Source organism: Chryseobacterium sp. GTID13, from assembly GCF_056172655.1.
Map to the genome: position 1 here is coordinate 448,060 of NZ_JAOCMB010000002.1, position 23,707 is coordinate 471,766.

Here is a 23,707-nt window from a genome sequence, read left to right on the forward strand (position 1 = left end):
AGGAACTACAGCAGAATCCTTTTTGCGATCACAGAATCTTTTCCTGTTTCGTTTATTTTTCCATCTTTTTTACAGCTTATCAGAGAAATGGCAAGCAAAGAGACTAATGTGTAATTTAGAATTTTCATATATGTTTTTTTGTGATTAAATATTCAATTAAAAGGATATTGGGTATCCAGCCCAGCCATGCAATAATCTGGTAAACATCCATAGGATTGGGATGGAATAAATATACAATAATTACTTTCCAGATGCGTAAGGTGAGCGCAGATAAAGTCAGGGCAAAACTTCGCCACATCCACTGCTTATGTTCTTTAAACCTTTTCTGTTTTGCGGATTGATAGGCTTTATAGGTTGTTAGCCACCACAAAGAACCTAAAATAACAAACGATATCTTTGAAAAGAATCCTCCGTTGGCAAAAAATCCCATGTAAATTCCTGATGGAGCAGCCAGGATCAGAATCAAAAAAATATAGATCTTACCCATATTTTTATGAAAGTTTCTAAAGCCAAAATCCTTTCTGAGGATAGTCAGAAAACCTGAAAACAGCACAAAAATACTGGTGTAAACGTGGGTATAGAAAAAATAAAGATATTCCGGCCTGTCCTGAACTTCCGTCTGCTTAATCATCAGAAAGCTCACATTTGGGTTGAAAGGAATGTATTCCAGCGTGATGTTTAGCATGAGCCAAAAGAAATATCCAAATCCCGCTATTAGAAGAGATTTTAGGAAAAAAGAAATATGTTTTTTGGCTGTAAGCATTATTGGTTACTATAGATTATTTAAATGTTGTGAAATAAGCCACGCCTCACTCCAGCATGCCTGGAAATTAAAGCCTCCTGTTACCGCATCAATATTCAAAACTTCTCCGGAGATGTAAAAATTCGGGAGCAGTTTGGAAGACATATTTTTAAAGTTAATTTCCTTTAAATCAACACCTCCTGCGGTTACAAACTCATCTTTGAAAGTCGATTTTCCTGTCACTTTCAACTTCTTTCGGCAAAGGTTTTCAAGGATTTTCTGCATTTCTTTTGCAGAAATATTAGAAATCTGTTTATTGAGATCAACCTGTGAAACCTCTACGATTTTTTGCCAGAAACGGTTCGTAATGTCAAAGATTTTTGCCTGTCCGATTGTCTTCTTAGGATTAGATTGCTTAAAATTCTGAAAATCCTCTTCAGCTTCGTCCATGGATCTTGAAATAAAGTTTACTTCAATTTCAAACTGATATTTTGATTTTGCCAGGCTTATCGCTTCCCAGGCAGAAATCTTCAGGACAGCCGGCCCCGAAAGGCCCCAGTGGGTGATCAGTAAAGGTCCGCTTTCTTCTGTTTTTAAAGCGGGAATTGAAATTTCGGCATTCTCAAAACTTGTTCCAGGAAGGTCTTTAAGCAGGTCATCCTTTATATTGAATGTAAAAAGGGATGGAGCAAGATCAATGATTTTATGCCCCAGATTTTCAACAATTTTCAATGATTTCGGAGAGCTTCCGGTTGCATAAACAATATAATCTGCCTGGAAATCACCTAAGCTTGTTTTTACAAGATACTTTTCTCCCTGTTTTTCAATTTCCTTAACGGAACACTTTGTTTTAACCTCCACATTCTTTTTCCGGATTTCGTTCAGAAAAGTATTGATAATGGTCTGTGAAGAATTGCTTTCCGGAAAAACCCGGTTATCATTTTCAATTTTTAAAGACACATTGCGCTGGTCAAACCAATCCATGGTATCTCCCGGCTGAAATTTGGTAAAAACACTGAGCAGCTCCTTATTTCCTCTTGGATAGAACTGGACCAGTTCTCTGGGATCAAAACAGGCGTGTGTGACATTGCAGCGTCCGCCTCCTGAAATTTTCACTTTCTGAAGGACATCGGAATTCTGTTCCAGGATGGTAATCTTATATTTTTTTCGTCAAGGTTGGATGCGCAGAAAAAGCCTGCCGCACCGCCTCCGATAATGATGATCTGTTTCATGTATTGGCAATCCTATGCTGAAGATTATTTTTTCAAAAGTACAATTTTTATAAACCATCTTATTTGAGTAATTTTGAAGAATATAATTTAATCATATTAAAAACGACTTTTACATGATTTTTTACCATAAATTCGAAGTACGCTGGAGTGATCTGGATGCCAATAAACACTTAGCCAACTCATCATACGTGCAGTATTGCGCTCAAGCCAGAATGGCTTTTATGACCAAAGAAAAAATGGGCGTTACCCAGCTGAGCAGATGGGGAATCGGCCCGGTGATCCTGCACGAAAGATATTCTTTCTTTAAAGAGATCTATGCAGACCAGACGGTTGTTGTGAGCCTTGAAATCGACGGATGTTCAGAGGATTCTTCCATCTACCGATTTGTTCATAAATTCTATACGCCGGACGGTGTACATTGTGCCACCGCAGAAGCTACGGGAGTATGGATCGATATGATGCTCAGAAAAATGACTACACCGCCGGATGATGTGGTAGAAGCAATGAACAAATACAAAAGCCCGGAAACTGTTGTAATGAGCAGAGAAGATTTCAAAAAACTTCCTTTTCATCCCACCAATGTGGACCCATCAGAAATTAATATATAAATGATGAATGATGATTGATCAATGATGTCGATGAAAATATTGTATTCTTGATACATCTATTATCATTTATCAATAATCACTTATAAACAAAAAATATGTTTGAAGATAAATCACAGGAACTAACCCCGATCTCCAAATTAGGAGAATTTGGTCTTATAAAGCACTTGACAGAGTATTTCCCGCTGGCTAATGAGTCTTCTGAACTTGGAGTGGGTGATGATGCTGCCGTAATTAATCCCGGTGGCAAAAAAGTGGTTCTTACTACTGATGTTCTGGCAGAAGGAGTTCATTTTAACTTAGGCTATGTACCTTTAAAGCATTTAGGCTACAAAGCTGTGGTGGTGAACCTGAGCGACATTGCCGCGATGAATGCTGTGCCAACCCAGATTCTGGTTTCTCTGGCAGTTTCCAACCGTTTTCCGGTGGAGGCTTTGGAGGAGATCTATTCCGGAATTCAGGCGGCATGTACAAGATATAAAGTAGATCTTATAGGAGGAGATACTACAAGTTCTAATTCAGGATTGGTGATGAGTATCACTGCCGTAGGGATTGAAAACGAGGAAAATATAGTAAAAAGAAGCGGAGCAAAGCCAAATGATCTTCTTGTAGTAACAGGAGATCTGGGTGGGGCGTACATGGGTTTGCAGATCCTTGAAAGAGAGCATGCCGTGTTCCTTGCAGATCCTAATATGCAACCGGAAATGGAAGGTTATGATTATATTCTGGAAAGGCAGCTTAAGCCGGAAGCCAGAACGGATGTCAAAGGGATTCTGGAAGAACTGGATATCAAACCGACTTCAATGATTGATATTTCTGATGGACTGGCTTCAGAGATCCTTCATCTTTCTGACCAGTCTAAAACCGGTTTCAGATTGTATGAAGAGAAAATCCCGATGGACAGCCTTACGATTTCCACAGCGGATGAAATGAACCTTAATCCGGTAATGACTGCATTGAGTGGTGGTGAAGATTATGAACTTCTGTTTACTATTTCACCTAATGACTTTGATAAAATTAAAAACCATCCTGATTTCACTATTATCGGTCATGCGGTAGATAAGGAGGACGGAAATTATATGGTAGCAAGAGGTTCCAATCAGTTAATCCCGCTTACAGCACAAGGTTGGGATGCTTTTTTAGGGAATCAGCAGAATGGATAAAATTCACATTTTAACCTGAAGATTATAAAAACCACAGCGGAAATGCTGTGGTTTTTTTAGGTAGTAATTTCTTCGATCTTATAGATTTTATTTTTTTCCAGTAATTGAATATAATAGGATGGAGTCATTTTGGCTCTGTTTTTAAAAGCATTGATGAAGGTAGAGGCGCTTTTATAACCAATTTCTTCAGATATTGTTTTAATAGTATATTTCCGGAGTTTAGGATTTTCACTTAGTTCTTTCAAAATATAAGTGATCCGCAAATCATTTACATATTCTGAAAATGACATTCCTTTATGCTGATTTATTATTTGAGACAAATAAGTGGTGTTCGTGTTTACCTGCTTTGCAATATGGGATAACTTGAAATCATTAGACAGGAATTTTTTATCTACCTCCATTAAGGTAATTTTTTTAAGAATCCGTCTGACCAGTTCATCTTCTATGATCAAAGGAACTTCTTCTTTTTGAGCCATAACAGAATAAATACCGGAATTATTAATGGTATCGATCTTTTTGGGTAATTCTGAAAAGATGATTTTTTTCTTTTATTATTTCTATAAGTGATGTAAAGTATAATTATGGAGAATATCAAGACGATTAAAGCGATTGATATGAAGCTATACTTTGTATTTTCTTTTATCATTTCTTCGGATAAAGCCTTTATTTCCTCCTGTTCATGCATTATCATGAAAGTATGTCCTGAAGTATCCCAGTTTTTTTCTTTTCCATTTCAGCCAGGCTGAGTTTTGCAAACTTATAGGCATTTTTATGATTTCCGGTGTTTTCATAGTTAATGCTCAGTAAATGATACATTTTTAATTTGCTTTCATAGGTATTTATTTTATTTAGCTTATTGATGTAGTAAAATGCGGAGTCCGGTTTATTAAGAAATGTATATATTTCTGCTTTTCCAAGCCAGATTGCCTCGCTTGAAAAATTTTCTTTCATAAGTACTGAGTCCTTTTCACATGTATTGTAGAGTGATAATGAATAACGGTATTGTTTTTTCAGCAAAGCAATATTGGCCAGATGGTCAATAAGTGCAGTTTTGGAATATTGGGAGTAGATTGGTGAGCTTCTCAGTACATTATAAGCTTTTTCATAATTAACTTTGGAAGAATCCAGATATGTTTTTTTGCCAGTATCTTTAAACCATTTAATAAATGCGTCTCCCTTTGCATTGTAAGTAACAGCAATCTCTTCCGGCTTAGAAAAATGGCTATAAAGAATATTTTCTGTATCCAGCCGGATGTCATTTAGCCGAAGATTTAGCGCTTGAATTCCTTTTTTGTAGTTTCCTAATTCTGTATTCGCAACAGCAAAAAATAGTCTTTCTTTTTTCTTCTGTACAGGATTCATTCCTTTAGAAAAAGATTGAAGATATTTTAATCCTTGTGAAACGTTTCCTAGTGCCTTTTCAATATAAAACAGTTCTGATATGACAATATATTTCAGACTTTCATAATCTGTAGATGTAAGCTGGGGTTTATTGTTTTCAATTTTTTTCAGTACGGTTAAATAAGCTTTTTTTGCATTCAGATATTCACCTTTTTTATATAAAGCAGAGGCAGAATCAAGTTTAATCAGTAAATCATACCGCAATGGATATTCAGAAAGGCGTTTGAATTTTATATTTTCATGATTCAGTTTGAAATGCACCAAATCCATCTTATCTTTTTTGATTAAGTCCTCTATTTCTGCTGAGAATTTTTGATCCGTACTTTGAGAAAATATCTTTAGACCTATAAGAAAAATATGTACAATTAGTACTCTTTTTATTGAAATCATTTGTGCGCGTGTTTGTATTTCAAATTTATTCAAAAATCATATTCAATCCATATAATTAGGACACTTTTTGGTGATAAAAGCCATGGTGTTTTAGTGTAATTGCCTGAAATTCAATATTTTAATTATGAACAAATTTATAAATTCATTCAATGGATTTATAAATTCACTGTATATTTAGTTTTATAGAATTTAAAGTTTGAATAGTTTTACTCAGATATATTATTTAAAAATTCTAAACAAAGTGAAAAATTTAAATAAATAATAGTTTATAACCATCTATAACTTAAATAAAGCTTTATGAGAAAATCTTTATCAATTTTGGGCTTAGTCATCTTTGGCTCCCTTTTTTCCCAGAACATTGCTTTTGACAAATTGTATAGCAACTCAGATCCAACACATTATTATTTAGGACATTATCCTGTGCCCAGCTCAGATGGATTAGATATCAACTGGTATGGAGGGATTAAGCTTCAGACATCTGCAGGGGTAGGGATTCAGCTTTTAAATAATGGTAACGTAGGAGTAGGGACAAGTGACCCCTCATCGAAACTAACGGTACATCATGATGGAATCCCAGGAACTAGTCAATTAGAATTAAGAACAAGCCACTTAAGAAATCCCAACAGATATTTTATGAAAAATACAATATTCGGAACGGGAACCGAAGATGTGACCTTCTCATTAAGGCATGACGGACAAATGTTTGTAGGGGAAATGTGGGAGTTAAAACAGATCCTCACCCTGATATAGCCTTTAAAGTAAATGGAAGAACTCAGGTTATAACAGATATAGACAGCGATACTTTTTATGTTGGGAACACGGGCTCGAATATTGGCAGCGGATCATCCCTTGTTTTTTTAAGATATGGTCAGTACCAGCCTAATAATCCCGGAGTTTTGGATGTTGCCGGATGGCCAACTTCCAGTGCTTATGAACTGATGTTCTCACTTAAAGCAAACGGCAAACTTTTTTAGGAACTTCCAGTAATATTTCTTGTTCAGACTGTAATGATTACAGACTATTTGTAAAGAACGGAATAAGAACTGAAAAAATAAAAGTAGATATAGCCTCTGCAAACGGCTGGGCAGATTATGTATTCAACAAAGATTATAAACTCAACAGCCTGGAATATGTTGAAAAGCATATTGAAGAAAAAGGTCACTTACCCAATATCCCTTCTGCTAAAGAAGTAGTGGAAAACGGAATTAATCTGGGTGAAATGAATGCCAAACTTCTGGAAAAAATAGAAGAGCTCACATTATATGTTATTAAGCTTAACAAGGATTTTAAAAAGCTGGAGGAAGAGAATAACAAACTCAGAAACAACGGTACTCTTAATCAATAAATTATCATTAAAAATAATAATCATATGTGGCTATAAAAGTTAACATAATAAAACCAAGAACATCTTATGAAAAAAATTCTATTATTTGCTTTAGTGTCCTTCTCGAATTTTTATTTTTCTCAATCTTGGAATATTCAGGGAAATGCAGGCACCAATCCTGCAACTGACTTTATCGGGACAACAGATAATAAAGATTTGGTATTCAGGACAAATAACGCCGAACGATTCAAAATTGCTGACGGCAGAATGTTTTTCAATATCAATACAATCGATGGGGATGGAATTGATATTATTGATAATACCCCAAATAAGAACAGCGGAACAGATGTGGTATGGATTAAAAGTGTTCATCCTCAGTCTAATGATGTTGGGCTTTTAACCATATCTACTTCCAACTGGCTGTATCCCATATTTTCAGCAAGAGAAAATGGAAAAATTCTGATGGGTGTTAATGCTTACAATGTTTCTTTGTCTTCTTGCTCAGACTGTAACAATTACAGACTGTTTGTAAAAGATGGGATTAAGGCTGAAAAAGTAAAAGTAGATGTTGCCTCTGCAAACGGCTGGGCAGATTATGTATTCAAAAAAGATTATAAACTTAACAGTTTAGAGTCGGTTGAAAAACATATTGAAGAAAAAGGTCACTTACCCAATATCCCTTCTGCTAAAGAAGTAAAAGAAAACGGAATCAATTTAGGGGAAATGGATGCTAAGCTTCTTGAAAAAATAGAAGAGTTAACTCTGTATGTTATCCAGCTTAATAAAGATGTAAAACAGTTAGGTGACGAAAACAAGGAGCTTAAAAAAACAATAGAATCACTGAGCAAGTAGAACTGGAGAAAGGAGATCAGACTTTTCTCAAAAAATATTTGTAAAAGCCTTTAATAACAAAGGTTAAGGCTGCTTCCTTTCTTTTATAAACAAACACACACTAAACTTTTCCACATGCAGAAAATCTACCATAAATCTATATTAGGGATTGCTGTAATGTTCTTTTTTTCATCCTATGGACAGATCAGGGATGAAGTAAAAACAGACCCGAAGGAACGTGAAATCCAGGCTTTTCAGAAAAAAGTACAAGATTATACGCAAAAGCAAAAAAATGAAATTCAAAGGCTTAAAGGCTTGGGGCATAAAGAATTCATTTCTGAAAATGTGAATGAAAAACAGCTTATAGGAGCTGACGAAAGCGGAAGGCCAATGTATTACACCACTCTTAATGCCGGAGCTGCAAAAATGACGAAGGCAGATAATTTATATCCGGGTGGTGGAATCGGATTGAATATAACCGGGAACAATATGGTTATTGGCCAATGGGATTATTCCAAGCCCAGAATAACCCATCAGTTATTAACCGGAAAAATCAATACTTACGATAGCTCACAAAATCAAACGATTTCCCGGCATAGTACGAATATAGCAGGGACATTGGCAGGAAATAATGGAGAGGCCGAGGCCAGGGGAATTGCTTACGAGGCAAAAATAAATGCCTATGACTGGGTAAATGACGTTCAGGAAATGCTTTCAGAAGCTTATAACGGGACAACAGGAATATTAGTGGCCAATAACAGCTATGGTTTCGATCCTATGTACCTTCAAACCTATCAGTTCGGGAAATATAATCTTACCGCCCAGTCCTGGGATAATCTGATGTATCTGAAGCCTTATCTGCAAATTGTAAAAGCAGCGGGAAATGCAAGAGAAATAGATCCCGGTATTGTTCCGCAGGTTTCTGCTAAAAACGGATACGATTTACTCGAAGGAGCGGGAATTGCCAAAAATGTTCTGGTGGTAGCCTCTGCAAAGAAGAATATCAATATGAGTTCTGATGAAGCGTTTGATATTTCAGCATTCAGCAGTTACGGACCGACGGATGACGGAAGGATAAAGCCAGACATCTGTGCTCCCGGAGAAAATATATATTCATCCATTGAAACATATGACGCAGCATATGGCACCTACAGGGGAACCTCTTCAGCGGCGGCTGTTGTTTCCGGCATTATTACACTCCTTCAGCAATACTATAAATCCGTAAGCCCTTCACAAAAGTATATGCTTTCTTCTACAGTAAGGGCATTGCTGGCCCATACTGCAAACGATAAAGGAACTGAAGGGCCGGATTACATATACGGCTGGGGACTGGCGGATGCAAGAAGAGCGTCAGAAGCCATTTATAATAACATTGAGGGAATTATTAATAATGAGAAAAAGTCAACATTAATAAAAGAAGTGACTTTAAACCAGGGGAATAAGTATACCCTGTATGTAGTTCCCTATGAAACTACCCAGCCATTGTCTGCTACAATTTCATGGACAGACCCTCAGGGGAATACAGTGAGTAATGTGGTAGATCTCAGCAGTCCGAATGTCATTAATGATTTGGATTTAAAAATTGTAAAAATAAACCCTGACGGAACGGAAAGTACCTACTATCCGTGGAAATTAGGCGGAATGAGTAACCTTACAGGCGCTGCAACGAATATATCAACAAATGATGTAGACACCATAGAAAGGGTTGATATTAAAAACCCTCAGAAAGTAACCTACAAAATCATTGTTTCTCCAAAAACAAATACAACTCCTTTATTACCAGGCGGAAACCAGACATTCTCAATCGTAGTTTCGAATGTAGATTTCTGTTATAAAGAAGATCTGAAAACCCTGGTAAGCCCTGCAGATGACATTACAACAACCCAAACAATATTAGCCAAACAGATCGTTGCAAGCAATAAAGTCATTGCTCCGGTTCAGGGTGTTGAATATATTGCGTCCAGGGATATCCTTTTGCAGCCAGGATTTCAGGTTGAGCAGGGAGTCGGGTTTACTGCTTTTATAACACCATGTTTTGATATTATTTCTGCTTTAAGATATGTGGCGCAGCAAAGAGTTGATGCAGGAGCTCTTTCCACAACCGCAAGCGCTGTGGCACCTGAGCATTTTACCCTGTTCCCAAATCCGGCAAAAGAAGAAGTAAATATCAGATTTTTCTTACAGAGCGAATCTGCAATCAAAATTTCAGTATATGATGCTTCAGGTAAGCTGGTATCAACGGATCAGAGCTCAACGAAATTTCCAAAAGGAGAATTCATAAAGACAATAGATACAAGATCTTTTTCTCAGGGGATCTATATGGTTTCTATAGAAACTGCCGAATATAAGGAAACAAAAAAACTGATAATAAAATAAAAACGCTTTACATGAAAAAAATACTTACGGTTCTCAGCGTTTTACTTGTCTGTATTTCGAATGCCCAGTCTCCCGGAGGAGTAGGGGGTACAAGTGTCTGGTATAAAACCAACTCGCTTCAGACTCCCTCCCTGATGTATCAGGATTATAGCGGCAACCAGCATCAGATACAAGCTTTAACAGGAGCCAATAAACCGGCCTATTCATTACTTAATTATAATGAATGTTTAAATTTTGATGGAACAGATGATTTTTTGAAGTTTCCTTTTGTGATAGAAACAATGGATAAACTGACTTTCTTCACGGCTTATCAGAACAATAATCCCACACAGGAATCAGCTTTGTTTACTACAGATAATACGGATGAGAAAGAACTGTTTTACAGTACCAAGAATATTTTCAGATATAATAATGATCAGATTAATTTCATTAATACCAGTACAATAGATACGCTGGCTTCTTTCAGTCTGTACTCAAAGTTTGGAAACCCTTCTGCTAAAATCACTAAAGTTATAGGCAAAACCGGGCTTTCATCAATGTACATCGGAAAAGATGAAGGGAGCCATCAGTGGCAGAACTTTAAAGGAAAGCTTCCTGAGTTTTTTGCCTACGGAAAGATTCTTACTCTTAATGAAAGAAACAGGGTGAATTCCTATTTGGCTGTAAAATACGCTATTACCATGCCTTATACGGAATACCTGAGTTCCAAAAATAAAAAAATCTGGAGACAGGCCGATTTTAATGATTATCCTGCCCGGATCACGGGTATTGCAAGAGACGGATATTCAGATCTTTATCAAAAACAGGCAACCAGCTCATCAGAACCCAAAAGGCTGATTATTGCAGCAAAGAAATTAGCCGCAGATAACAGGTCAAATGATGCCCAATTTGCAGATCAGAGTTTTTTGATCTGGGGAGATAATAAAAAGCCTCTCGAGCTGGATAATGATACTTTCGGATATCAGTTGTTGAAAAGAAAATGGAAAGCGAGATTTACCTCTGAAAATTCACAGACAATTCCAACGGAAGTGGTATTTTCCATTAAAGATATTATTCAGCAAATTCCTGCGGATAAAAAACTTTGGCTTTTAGTGGATAGAACAGGACAGGGAAATTTTAATTCCTTCAATATTGAAGCCTATCCGATGGACCATATTGACAATGATCAGGGCGTGCATTTTAAAGATGTTGTTTTTGATCAGGACTTATCAGGAACGGATGTTTTCTCCTTTGCTTTAGGAAATAAGATTTTATCTGTTTATGAGATTACCCAGCCTACATGTACCGTTACAAACGGAACGCTTAATTTGAATATTAAAGGCGGAAAAGCACCATTTAATGTTGCTCTTACCGGTAACGGAACTACACAGAATATTACTGTTCAGACTTCGCAGGTATCGTTTCCGAACCTGGCAATCGGTAATTATCACCTGGTCATTAAGGATGCTGATAATAATGTAACGTCCTACGACTTTTCAGTCAGCGATTTCAGTACTATTAATTTAGACCTTGGTCCGGATGTGTCAATTTCTTCAGGAAATGCGGCTCAGTTTAATGCATCCACACACATTACAGATCCTCATGCTGTATATTCATGGACTTCTGATAACGGATTTACAAGCAACTCTCCGGAAATTAGTGTTTATGAACCGGGCGAATACACTGTAATGGTAACAACATCAGACGGATGTATTAAAAAAGATACGGTAAAAGTGACAAGAAAACGTGAAAACGGAATTGTCATTTACCCAAATCCTGTACCTAAAGGGCAACAATTTACCATCAGAATTATTTCAGATAAAATAGAAACGGTAGATATAAAAATCCATGACGGATCCGGCAGGCTGGTAAAAACTATACAGGACAAAGGCAAGGATTATTATGAAATAAAAGATACGCTTCCGACAGAAGGGGTTTACTTAATTATTGTTAAGACTTCGTCTGAAATCAAAGTATTCAAGCTAATTGTACAAAATTAATACCCATATCCGGGGGCACTTCCATAAAAACAGAAGTTCCCCGGATGAAAAAATATATATAAAAGAATGAAAAGGTCTTTATTAAGCGTCTTAAGAACGAATACGAAACTTCTTAATTCAATTATATTTTTCACTTGCTGGTCCCAGGTTCATGCCCATGCTAATTCATATTATCTGAGTAAGCAGGAAAGCGTGGTGGCCATAATGAAAATTGATGATGCATTAAGAAACAATACAAATAAAGAGATTTCCGGTGATAACGTTGCTGAAGAAAATAAAGAAGATTCTAAAGGATCCGATAATATCCCGGAAAGTAGTTTTGATGGAAAGAATAAGAATTCAGCCAACAGAATGCTTGTTCCTGTCACTAAAACCATCACTAATAAGGCATCTGTATCTGTATCCAATGAAAAAAGGTACTACACCTCTGATATCAGAGAAGGGATAATAGGAACGAATGCAGAACATCCTATTGATCAGATCTATGATAATATCTTTACGATTTCTGTGGATGAAAAAATAAATCCTGCCTATCAGTATACTTTAGAATATGATTTATACGGCGTCGACAGTTATAAACAGGTCAGTAAAGTCATCAATGATGATCTGGCAGTGGGAGGCAAGAATGTCGGGAAAAACTCTGATTGGGCACATCAATCAGAGCCTATTGCAAACCAGTCTGTCAGACAGGGAAAGAATACGGTCATTTTTACATTGCCTCACCTGTCTGATTACAGTTATAAAGTAAGAAACCTTAGGATAGGAATTTCCAATAAGAAGAATCTTGAAAATACAATTGAAGCAAAATACAATGCCCAATCTGTTTCAAAATTTGTTGGAAGTATAGGCAGTGCCGAAAAGCTTAGTCTAAGTTCAGCTGAATTAAACATTCCGCAAGGAGCTCTTAAAAGCGCAGAAGTCTTCTCAATTACTGCGCTTAGAGACATAGATATGCCTGCACTTACTCCGGAAATGGTCAATGTAACCTCAGATAATGCAGGGTACCGATTTCTTCCTCATGGGGATCATTTTTCGGCTCCTGCAAAAGTATCTTTAGGGTACGACAAAAAGAAAATACCTACCGGATATACGGAACAGGATATCAAAGCCTTTTATTTTGACACAACAGAGAAAAAGTGGATTGCTTTAGATAAAGACAGTGTCAATGTACAGCAGAATATTTTAGTGTCAAAAACCACCCACTTTACCGATATGGTAAACGGAATTTTAAAAGTTCCTGAATCTCCGGAAACAGGAAGCTATGCTCCGAACTCTATCAAAGATATCAAAGCAGCCAATCCTTCCGAAGGAATTGTAAGCATTGCACCGCCATCTCCCAACAGTATGGGAAGTGTTACAACAAACTTTCCAATCAAACTTCCTGCCGGTAGAGCAGGAATGCAGCCTTCTTTAGGGGTAAGCTACAGCAGTGAAGGAGGAAATGGCTGGATGGGACTAGGTTGGGATATGTCTATCCCATCAGTAAATATTGATACAAGATGGGGGGTACCAACATATGGAGATTTTGATGGAGATACTGTTGATGATGGAATAGAAACAGAAATCTATTCATTAGGAGGCGAGCAGCTTACTTTTGAAGTAAGTCCGGGTGTTTTTGCCATGCCAAACAGAAATGAAGGATTTAATAAACCAAGGCAACCGAACAGACAGTTTTATCCTAGAATAGAAGGCTCTTATAATAAGATAATAAGAGAAGGCGCTACTTCAGATAGGTATGTTTGGGTAGTTACCTCAAAAGACGGGACCAAATCTTATTTTGGAGGAGATGAAACGGGAGTAAAAGATAATGCAGTATTAAGAGATATCAATGGAAATATTGGGCATTGGGCTTTATATAAAACAATTGATACGAATGGGAACTATGTGTTATACACTTATGATAAATCAACATATTCGGGAAATCCCGGAACTGGTGGTCAGGAATTGCACATCTCTGAAATAGATTATACATTACATACCTCACAGAACCCGGCAAAAAAGTATAAAGTTTTATTCACAACAACTTCCGGAAGAGAGGATGTTCAGATTAATGGACGACTGGGATTTCTTCAGATAGAATCAAAAAGATTAAGCAAAATAGAAGTTAAATATGGTGATGAAAATGTAAGAAGCTATGAGTTTGAATACAAAAATGATGATAAAACCTTCAAAAAGTCACTGTTAAAAAGTATAACGGAGAAAGATGCGGCAGGTGCTGTTTTCTATACTAATAAGATAGAATATAATGAAGCTCCTGATGCTGCAAATATGTTTGGTGCACCTATAAACTGGGGAGCTCCGGATCATGCCAGCTTTCCCGGCTTGCTTTCTTCAGGGCAGTTATTCCAGGGGTATACCATGCTTTCCGGAAGTCTCGGAAAATCTACAGGAACAAACTTTGGAATCAGTGTTGGGGCATATAATTTATCTTCTCCTCCCACAAGTGATACCAGCTTATTTAGTTTCAGAAAAGGAACGGTAGGAGCTCATGGATCTATTACGAATTCGTCCTCAGAAAATCAGATTACTTTAATAGATATAGATGGGGATAACCTGGCAGACAGAGTATATCAGAATAACGGGGTTATTTCTTATTCTAAAAATTTATCAACGGCAACAAACGGGGTTCAGGCATTTGGACCTGTGGTAAATGTTGGAAATCTACAGGATATAGGAAAGTCCAAGAACTCATCGTGGGGAGTAGGAATTGATGCTAATTTTGGAGGGGCAAGCCTTGGGTTCGATTACTCCAATAGCACCAATACCACCTCATCCTATTTTATGGATTTCAATAACGATGGGCTGGTAGATTTTGTTAAAAATGGAAAAGTATACTTTAACAGGCTTGTAGGAAATGTTCCTTCATTTGACCCGAATAGTGGTTTGACGCCATATCCTATTAATGTTACAGCGACCGGTGTGCAGCCTTCAGTCTCATTATTTGATGATCAGGATAAAGCAGAGAAAAAGATGATGCTGGAACAAAATCCACTGCACGATGTCGTTCGTGTATGGGTTGCTCCAAAATCCGGAACGATTACAGTTAAAAATGCTTTCAAACTGAATCAGATATCGTGTAATCCGGAAGAAGACTGCAGTAAAGCAGATGGAGTTGCAGTCTCTTTTCAGTATAAAGATAATGATCCGCTGGTTAATAATATTAATGCAGGAGATTATAGTTTACATTCTTTTGGAGATCAGGTAATAAATATTGGAAAAGGAGAAAAATTATATTTCAGAGTCTCTTCTAAATATGACGGGACAATGGATCAGGTTACATGGAATCCTGAAATCACCTATTCAACCCCAAATATTCCAGCTGTTGATAGTGATAACAGAGACTTGTCAACCTATAAATCACAAGAAGATTTTGTAAACTCCGGGACCAGCTCTTTCATGGTAGGAAATGCCGGGACATTAAATTTATATTTAAACAAGACAATCCCGCTGTCAGATGATGCTAAAATATTTCTGACAATCAATGATGTGGATTATCCTCAGTTCCCGATGACCATTGCCTCCGGTTCTACTTATAACAATAGTGTTATTGGTTCACAGGTGAATTTGAATCCTAATGATAAAGTATCTGTAAAAGTATATACTGATACCCAGATCGATTGGTCAAACTTTAAATTAATTCCTGAGTTTACCGAAACTTCAACCGGTGAAAAGACCTATTTGCAGGTAGAGTACAGCATGTATAATGATAGAGGAAATTTTGTAACCTATACAACCCAATCGGGAGATATCGGGAAAAAGATTTCTGTAAAAGCATCATCCCTTCCTAATTTTAATGGTAAAAGCGGAAAAGTTGTTATCTCGGCAAAAATTAAAAATAAATTATTAACCAAGACAGTTTATAATGTTGTTAATGGTAATGTAACTCCGGCTTTTGGAACACCATATACTATAGTTTCTCAGGATTTGAATGAGAATATATACCTGGAAACAACAGTAAGTAGTGACGACAGAGACTTTATCAATAATATAACAAGCATTAGCGGTACCCTGATCAACAATGGTCTCAATTATATAGACAATCCGAATAATTTATCGGTACAGTTATCCGGTTCAAATACCGTACAGCAAACAGGAACAATTGTAATCAGTCAGGCTACAATGCTGAAATTTGAATTAGGAAATTATGTTGCTGCAACATCAGCAACCCTTGGTATAAATACCTTTTTCCCTAACGGAACTTTATCCGGGCAATCAGGAATGCCTGTATATTCGGAAACAATGCTTAATCCGGGGACTTATACCTATACGCTGACATTTTCTCCTGGTGGAGCACCTTCAGCATTTACAAAATTATATATTGAAAATCCGGGAAGTGAAACTACCATCACCAGTTTTACAAATTCACCGCCGCATAAACCAATTTGGGGGCCGCAAACACCAACATCCGCATTAAACTCAAATGAATGTGACAGCAGATTTGGTATATTATATCGCGGTTGGGGTGGATTTATCCTGAATGGTAATAATTTAAGCAAGAATACAGTTGTAGAAGCATATGACATTAACAATAACTATGCTAATGGAGGCACTGTTGCAGAAATGAAAGTGGATGAGACGCGCCTGAAACTAAGCAATGCTTATGGTACAGATCCGGGTACAAACCCTACAATTAATAATCCTACGGTAGATCCTAACGGAAATGTTACAATCGTAGATAATGACGGAGCACTATCAAAGAACTATTTCCTGACGATCAATTCAAATATTAATAATACTGATAAAGGGAGATTGATAGATGTAGATCCAAGCATATATATTGCTCAAAATACAATCAATGCTTCCCGTTTAGGAGTACATAATATAGATTCTAACTTTAATAATAATTCATTAAGCCAGGCTGTCGGGTCTGAGCTGAACGCGCCAAATATCCAGCTTAAAAATCAAAGTGTAAGTGTTGGGGCTGGAGTAAGTCCGGGCTTCGCCGGAGTGAACTTTTCACAAACTCTTTTTTCTGAAGCCAAATCGATCCGAAATGTTTTAGATTATAATGGAGACGGATTCCCGGATGATTTTAATAAAACCAATGTCAAAATAACGTATCCGGTAGGGTTTTTATCAGGAAATTCTTTAAACGTTGGAAGCCAGTCAATTTCAAAAGCCAGCTCTACAGGTCTTTCATCAAGTTATTCATTTGTACATGGTGAATCTACCAGAATGGCTTTTATACAGACGACAGGGGAGAAATCAAAAAGCAGAGCATTTAATGATAACTTAATCAAGAGTTCAGTTGACAGTAAAGTAGCTGCTACTAAATTATCTGTCAGTGCAAATGGAGAAACTTCTACTGAACATTCAAAACAAACATTCCTGGATATTAATGGAGATGGCCTACCGGATAAGTTTAATACAAATAATTTTGAACTGAATATAGGGAACGGGTTTGCAGGAAATGATTCCTGGGGATCAGATATTAAGCCGGAGGGTGTAGGAAATGGATTTGGATTGGGAGGAGGAATCAGCTTATTCAGAGGAAGTTTTGAGTTCGGGGTTAATTTTAGCTCTAATACAAGTAACACCACTAAAGAGCTGGTTGATATTAATGGTGATGGATTGGCAGATAAGGTTATATATTCGGGAAATACAGCGACAGTATATCTTAATTTAGGAGATAGAATGTCCACCACTCCGCTAAATTTAAGTTTCCAGAATGTGAATGATGTTCATAAAGATGCATCGATCAGTGTTGGAGGAAATGCTGCGGGAACTATTTTAATCCCTATTCCTATTGTTGCAGGAGTAAGCGGGCTAAAGCTAAACGTAACTCTTGGAGTTTCAAAAGGAGCTTCTACTTCAAGAACTCACGCTACATTCAAAGACATGAATGGAGATGGATATCCGGATTTTGTAAAGTCAGATGATACAGATAATGTTACTGTACAGCTGAGCCAGATTGGTATTACAAACCTTCTTAAAAAGGTAACTACACCAATGGGAGGTTCCTGGGAAGTTTCTTATGAAAGAGTAGGGAATACTTATAATATGCCTCAAAGTAAATATGTATTAAAAAGTGTAATTACGAATGATGGATTTACAGGAGATAGTGCTTACAGCCCGGATGTAACTAAAGTGACTGTAGATTATCAGAATCCATATTATAGCCGTTGGGAAAGAACGTTCTATGGTTTCAGTCAGGTAAAAACCAATCAGATTGATACTAAGCAGGGAGGTATTGCTTCTAATGTGATCTATAGAAAAACAATACAGGATTTTAATAATCAAAGTTATTACCTTAGGGGGCTTTGCTAAATGAAAAATTATTGGATGCCAATGATATATTATGGACAGAGAAAAGCAATACATATAGCCTTAGAAGAATTAGTAATACGAACTTAATACAAACTCTGCTTTTAGGAGAAAATGAAAAAAATATAAATAATCATGCTGGTTTTATTGCTTTAACTATAACAGCTTCAAGGTTCTATGAAGGAATAGATAGTGATCCTGGTACTCCTGCTGTACAAGATTATGGTAAAGAAACTTATACAAGAATATACCAATATGATCAGTGGGGGAATGGCACCAGTGCAACTGATTATGGAGATACTAATATTGGTGCTTCAGAGACTTTAATAAGTACGGTAGTTTATACATTAGTTAACCCATCTGCTTACATCATCATGCCAACATCTGTAAAAAATACGGCAAGCGGTGTAACCAGAGAGAAAAAAGCAGAATATAATACTAATGGTGATCTTTTGAAGATGAAAATTCTTAATCAGGGAACCGATTATTCAGTTTATGACTTTGAATATGATATTTATGGGAATTTAACCAAATCTACAGGGCCTGCCAATGCACAGAACCAAAGATTCTTCCATCAATATACTTATGATGAAAATGTAAAAACCTATCAGATAAAAGTTCAGGACGCATTTGGATACAGCAGCAAAACTCAGTATGATTTCCGTTTCGGAGTGCCTACATATACTGAAGATAGAAACCTGCAGCCAATGAAGTATGTATATGATGCCAAAGCAAGAACTACGGAGATTACAGGACCATACGAATTATTTAATAATATTCCTTGGACTATAAAATTTGAGTACAATCCGATTACAGATGCTCCACTTAATGCTACCAACGCACAATCTTTTGCAGTAACGAAGCATTATGACCCGGAATATACAGACAGCACCATTAATACCATTACCATTGCAGATGGTTTAGGAGGAGCAGTTCAGGTAAAGAAGACAGGAGATATCTATAATGAAGGGGTAAAATATATTGTAGCAGGTAAAGTAGAAGAAGATGCCTTTGGAAGAGCTTTAAAAACCTACTATCCGACAGTTGAAAGTGTTAGTTCAAATAATACACAATATAACGCCGCTGTAGATACTATTGAGCCAACAATCAGTCAATATGATATATTAGACAGAGTGGTTTATACTAAATTACCGGGAGAAAACCTGTTCTCAACTATTACTTACGATTTTGAAACGGATGTACAGGGAAGGAAGATGTTTGAAACAATTTTCAAAGATGAATTAGGAGGTGTAAAGAAAACATATACAGACATCAAAGGAAGAACAACTTCTGTTCATGAAGTATCAAATACTGGTGATATCAAAACCCAGTTTACCCATGATGCCATTGGCGAAATTCTTCAAGCAAAAGATGTAAATGGTAATATTACAACATCAGTTTACGATGATTTGGGAAGACGGATTTCTTATACTCATCCGGACAGTGGAGTGACTACTTATAAATATGACCCGGCAAATAACATGACTTCCAAAACCAATGCAGCTAATGAAACGATAGAATATAAATATGATTATTCAAGGCTGAAAGAAATTAAATATCCTTTATATCCTGAAAATAACGTAAAATATTACTACGGAAATGCATTAGACGCTGCAGCAATGGATAATAATGCAGTAGGAAGATTATGGTACCAGACAGATGCTACAGGAACGCAATATCTGAAATATGGAAGATTGGGTGAGCTTACTTACCAAAGACGTTCAGTAGCTGTTCCGGGAGCGCAGGTTTACTGGTTCGGAACAGAATGGCAGTACGATACATGGAACCGTGTGAAAACCATTACGTATCCGGATGGAGAAAAATTAACGTATAAGTATAATAGAGCAGGGAACTTAAATAATGTAGCTTCTGTAAAAGATGGCAATCTTTATAAAATGATCAATAATATTGGTTATGATAAATTTGAACAGAGAATAGCATTATATAATGGAAATGGTACAGAAACAACATACGAGTATGAAACCAACCGTAGAAGACTGTTAAAGATGTACGCCAAAAATGCGAATAGATTCTTCATGCAGAATGTGTATCAGTATGATGTGGTATCTAATGTAATGCAGGTTCACAACAATGCCCCTGTTGTAGACGGTATAGGTGGAGGAACAAATTATGCCTTCGGATATGATGATCTTTACCGTCTGACTTCTGCTTCAGGAAACTGGAGAGGGATCAACACTCAGGCCGAAGAAGAACGTCACCGTTACACTGTTGCTATGTCTTATGATAATATGCACAATATCATGAGCAAAACTCAGAAGCATGAATGGGCAACCGGAGCGTCTAGCAACAACTGGGCAGCAATGGAGCCAACATCTTACAGACTGAACTATAAGTATGAAAATGCTGCACACCCACATGCACCGACAACAATTGTAGATGAGCCTAATTTGGTACCATCATCCACATGTTGTAATCCTGATGATCCGGGAGTGAAATTCCAGCATTATAAATACGATGCAAAAGGAAATCCATTGACTATTGAACAGGAGTCGTGTACTTATACTGAAGCAAAAGCAGTATACCAATGGGATGAAGAAAACCGTCTTCGTTTTGTAGATACCAATCCTTCTACACCAGAAGTTGACGGTGCGGCAATCTACACCTATGATGCGGGAGGTGAAAGAATTATTAAAGATGTAATGTACTCAGGAATGTTGTTCAGAACAAGAGGAGAGCAGACCAACACCTGGCCGCAGACAATTCTAACCTCTCACTCAGCAACCATTTATCCAAATGGATTGTTGACAATGAGTTTGTCTTTTGATAGCCTTGGTGGGGTATCACTTCCACGCTATACAAAACATTATTATGCAGGAAGTCAGAGAATTGTAACTAAAAATGGAACTAGTGATAATATTGGAGTATTTGATTGTAACTGGTTGATCATTCCGTTTGCAGGAAGTACGCCACCGATTAACCCTGTTAACGCTTCGAACACGATTCTGCAGACAGCTACTCAAACCACTATGACGGTAATGCAGCAAAATAATATCACACCGCCTCCTAACTATGGGCAAAATGCCGGATATAATGGAGCTTGTGTTAATGATTATACAGGTGATAGAGAAAAAGAAATCTATTGGTTCCATCCGGATCATTTAGGATCCAGCAGCTATATTACAGGAGCAGATGGAGAAGTAACTCAGAATATAGAATACTTCCCAAGCGGTGAAGTCTTTGTAGAAAATCATAGAAACAGTAATTATAGCCCTTATAAGTTTAATGGCAAGGAACTTGATGCTGAAACAGGGTATTATTATTATGGAGCAAGGTATTATAATCCTAGAATCTCTCTTTGGCTGAATGTGGATCCGTTAGCTGAGAAATATCCTAGCTGGAGCCCATATAATTATACTTTTAATAATCCAGTAAAGTTTATAGACCCAGATGGAAGAGACCCTATAACAGGATTAATTGATGCTTTGTCTAGTTTTGCTTTAGATGTAGGGATGGACTTCTTTGGAGGTATGTTGATTGAAGGTAAATCTGCACAAGATTCTTATAATGATATAGGTTGGTGGTCGGCCGGATTAAATGCAGCTGGTGCCTATGCTGTGTCATCGGTAACTATAACTGGTACAGCAACAACTTTAAAAATTGGAAGGCTACTGGCAAATAAAAAAGTAAGAGAAACAGCAAAAGTTGTAGTTGCAATTGTAACTAAAATGACAACGAAGGCCATTGATAAATATAGTCAAGGAAAATATGACGACAAAAATGGAGAGTTTGATTTTGATAATGTTAAAATTAAAGAATTGTTCTGGGAATCAGCTATAGAAGTTCTACTTGAAAAAGGATTTGGTGGTAAGGCAGATGAGCTTATGGAAACAATTGGAAAACAAGAAAAAACAATAGCAAGAAAGATGAGAACATTGGAAAGACAAGTAGCAAATGGGGCATCTCAAAGAAGGACCAGAGCTTTGGCTAATGATATTAAGAGGCTTCAAAAAGAAACTTCTAAAACATTCCAGAAACAAATGAAAACTAAAGTTGGTGAAAAGATTATTATTGGAGGGGCATCGAAAAGGCTGAACTCGGAAACTAATCCTTATAGTAAATGATAAGTAACTTATTATCCAAAAATGGATATATATAATAATGGCATGTTTATTAGCCTTTTTTCTCAGAGAAGATAAAATGATTTTAGGCATGCCCGTTATTATAAGTATTGTGTTGTTTTTTATTCCTTTTCTAATCATATTTTTTTATTCATATTCAAAGGATAGTAAAAATGAGGAATTTCGTATTATTATAAGTTTACTGAATTCAACTGTAATCTCTTTCTTTATATTTGTTATATTAAAAATGGGAGTGAACTTTTATATTAAGAAATATTCTGAAACACAGAATATGAAAACGACAGTTATTCCTATAAACAATTTTATATCTGGCCGATTAGATTTTATTTATTTTAATTTTAACAAAAAGGAATACAGCTTAAGATATACCAATAGTAAGCACTTGAAAAAGAATGAAATAATCAATAATTATAGCCTGAAATTGGATTATAGCAGATCAATTTTTGGAACTTATGTAATTAAAAACTATTATGTAGTAGATAAATAATTTAAAAAATGAGAAACTTTATTTTTATATTAATCTGCTTAATGTTTTGTAAGATCAATTCTCAATCGTTCGAAGGCAGATTAGAGTATCTTGTGAGTAGCGAGATTGTTGGAGATAGTATTGTTGGGGGCTTAAAGAAGAAAGATTTGATAGATAAATTAATAACAGATGGAAAAATTTCTAATGATACATTAACTTATTTTTATTCCAAATCGGGGAATTTTTTGTCAATGTCTAATAAAGATGGTATTGATTTTATTACAACTTACTTACAAAAGAATAATTTGATATATCAGTTTACAGGGGAATCAAATTTTGTTTCGGTAATTAATGCTTCTATTGATTTAGGAGAACAGTTAGGTACCCCTCCAGAAATAAAAGTTTTAGAGGGAAAAGAAAAAATAGGAGATTTTGATTGTTCAATTGTAGAAGTTAGGTGGAAATCAGGAGTATATAAATATTATTATTCCGATAATATTCTTAGAATAAACCCTGAGCTATATAAAAAGTATAACTATGATCAATTCTATAGTTTTTTAAAGATTTCTAATTCCCTGCCCTTAAAAATAGAAAAGCAAATTAATAACTTTTACAAAACTACTTATGTTTTATACTCCTATACTGATGAGATAGTAAACGAAAAAATTTTTAATATTCCTAAAATGAAGGAAAATAAAGAATTAAGTAAAGTATTCCCTAATAAGAAAATCTTTGTGATCGAGGAATAAAATTACTTTCAATATTAAATATTATTGAATCTGTTAATTTGAAAACCCCCGCTCCCGCACGATTTCATCGTGTGGCAGATAATAA

Annotated in this window: 15 protein-coding genes and 1 pseudogene; 11 read left to right on the top strand and 5 right to left on the bottom strand. The window is 36.3% G+C overall.

Annotation, left to right across the window (positions count from 1 at the left end; genetic code table 11):
- Positions 1–5 precede the first annotated feature (5 nt).
- The 3 genes and pseudogenes from N4G44_RS02375 to N4G44_RS02385 form a co-directional block, all read right to left on the bottom strand.
- The gene (locus tag N4G44_RS02375; protein WP_474924459.1) at positions 6–128 is read right to left on the bottom strand and encodes a hypothetical protein; all 123 of its coding nucleotides are present in this window, start codon (positions 126–128) and stop codon (positions 6–8) included.
- Entirely contained in the window at positions 125–763 is a 639-nt protein-coding gene (locus tag N4G44_RS02380) for a DUF2306 domain-containing protein (RefSeq protein WP_474924460.1), read from the bottom strand. Before N4G44_RS02380 ends, N4G44_RS02375 begins: the two co-directional genes overlap by 4 nt.
- A 9-nt stretch (positions 764–772) precedes the next feature.
- Positions 773–1,974 (bottom strand): annotated as a pseudogene (locus tag N4G44_RS02385) (BaiN/RdsA family NAD(P)/FAD-dependent oxidoreductase).
- 113 nt (positions 1,975–2,087) lie between these two features.
- Between N4G44_RS02385 and N4G44_RS02390 the strand changes: the two are divergent.
- Both N4G44_RS02390 and thiL read left to right on the top strand, forming a co-directional pair.
- Complete coding sequence (locus tag N4G44_RS02390; protein ID WP_474924461.1) at positions 2,088–2,582, top strand: acyl-CoA thioesterase; 495 nt, start codon at positions 2,088–2,090, stop codon at positions 2,580–2,582.
- A gap of 95 nt (positions 2,583–2,677) precedes the next feature.
- Positions 2,678–3,742, top strand: coding sequence for a thiamine-phosphate kinase (gene thiL, locus N4G44_RS02395; protein ID WP_474924462.1), 1,065 nt, complete (start codon positions 2,678–2,680; stop codon positions 3,740–3,742).
- Between the two features lie 56 nt (positions 3,743–3,798).
- Here thiL and N4G44_RS02400 read toward each other — a convergent pair whose 3' ends face one another.
- Together N4G44_RS02400 and N4G44_RS02405 are read right to left on the bottom strand one after the other, a co-directional pair.
- Entirely contained in the window at positions 3,799–4,218 is a 420-nt protein-coding gene (locus tag N4G44_RS02400; protein ID WP_474924463.1) for a helix-turn-helix domain-containing protein, read from the bottom strand.
- Positions 4,219–4,429: 211 nt separating this feature from the next.
- Positions 4,430–5,413, bottom strand: a complete 984-nt coding sequence (locus N4G44_RS02405) for a hypothetical protein (protein ID WP_474924464.1) — start codon at positions 5,411–5,413, stop codon at positions 4,430–4,432.
- A 540-nt stretch (positions 5,414–5,953) separates the two neighbouring features.
- On the opposite strand from N4G44_RS02405, the gene N4G44_RS02410 reads away from it, so the two are divergent.
- The 9 genes from N4G44_RS02410 (at position 5,954) to N4G44_RS02450 (ending at position 23,622) form a co-directional block, all read left to right on the top strand.
- Entirely contained in the window at positions 5,954–6,283 is a 330-nt protein-coding gene (locus tag N4G44_RS02410; protein WP_474924465.1) for a hypothetical protein, read from the top strand.
- Positions 6,250–6,507, top strand: coding sequence for a hypothetical protein (locus N4G44_RS02415; RefSeq protein WP_474924466.1), 258 nt, complete (start codon positions 6,250–6,252; stop codon positions 6,505–6,507). The genes N4G44_RS02410 and N4G44_RS02415 overlap by 34 nt, the downstream gene beginning before the upstream one ends.
- Before the next feature lie 218 nt (positions 6,508–6,725).
- Positions 6,726–6,878: a hypothetical protein gene (locus tag N4G44_RS02420; protein ID WP_474924467.1), complete on the top strand. Its 153-nt coding sequence runs from the start codon at positions 6,726–6,728 to the stop codon at positions 6,876–6,878.
- Positions 6,879–6,944: 66 nt separating this feature from the next.
- Positions 6,945–7,709 (top strand): cell wall anchor protein, encoded by a 765-nt coding sequence (locus tag N4G44_RS02425; protein WP_474924468.1) that lies wholly within the window; start codon positions 6,945–6,947, stop codon positions 7,707–7,709.
- Positions 7,710–7,823: 114 nt separating this feature from the next.
- Positions 7,824–10,064, top strand: a complete 2,241-nt coding sequence (locus tag N4G44_RS02430) for a S8 family serine peptidase (RefSeq protein ID WP_474924469.1) — start codon at positions 7,824–7,826, stop codon at positions 10,062–10,064.
- Between the two features lie 11 nt (positions 10,065–10,075).
- On the top strand, positions 10,076–12,043 hold the full coding sequence (locus N4G44_RS02435; RefSeq protein ID WP_474924470.1) for a DUF8202 domain-containing protein: 1,968 nt from the start codon (positions 10,076–10,078) through the stop codon (positions 12,041–12,043).
- 66 nt (positions 12,044–12,109) lie between these two features.
- Positions 12,110–18,310 carry a SpvB/TcaC N-terminal domain-containing protein gene (locus N4G44_RS02440; RefSeq protein WP_474924471.1) on the top strand — a complete coding sequence of 2,067 codons (6,201 nt, stop codon included), beginning with the start codon at positions 12,110–12,112 and terminating at the stop codon, positions 18,308–18,310.
- Between the two features lie 11 nt (positions 18,311–18,321).
- A complete protein-coding gene (locus tag N4G44_RS02445; RefSeq protein WP_474924472.1) occupies positions 18,322–22,389 on the top strand; it encodes an RHS repeat-associated core domain-containing protein in 4,068 nt (1,355 codons plus the stop codon).
- Between the two features lie 597 nt (positions 22,390–22,986).
- Entirely contained in the window at positions 22,987–23,622 is a 636-nt protein-coding gene (locus N4G44_RS02450) for a hypothetical protein (RefSeq protein WP_474924473.1), read from the top strand.
- Positions 23,623–23,707 lie beyond the last annotated feature (85 nt).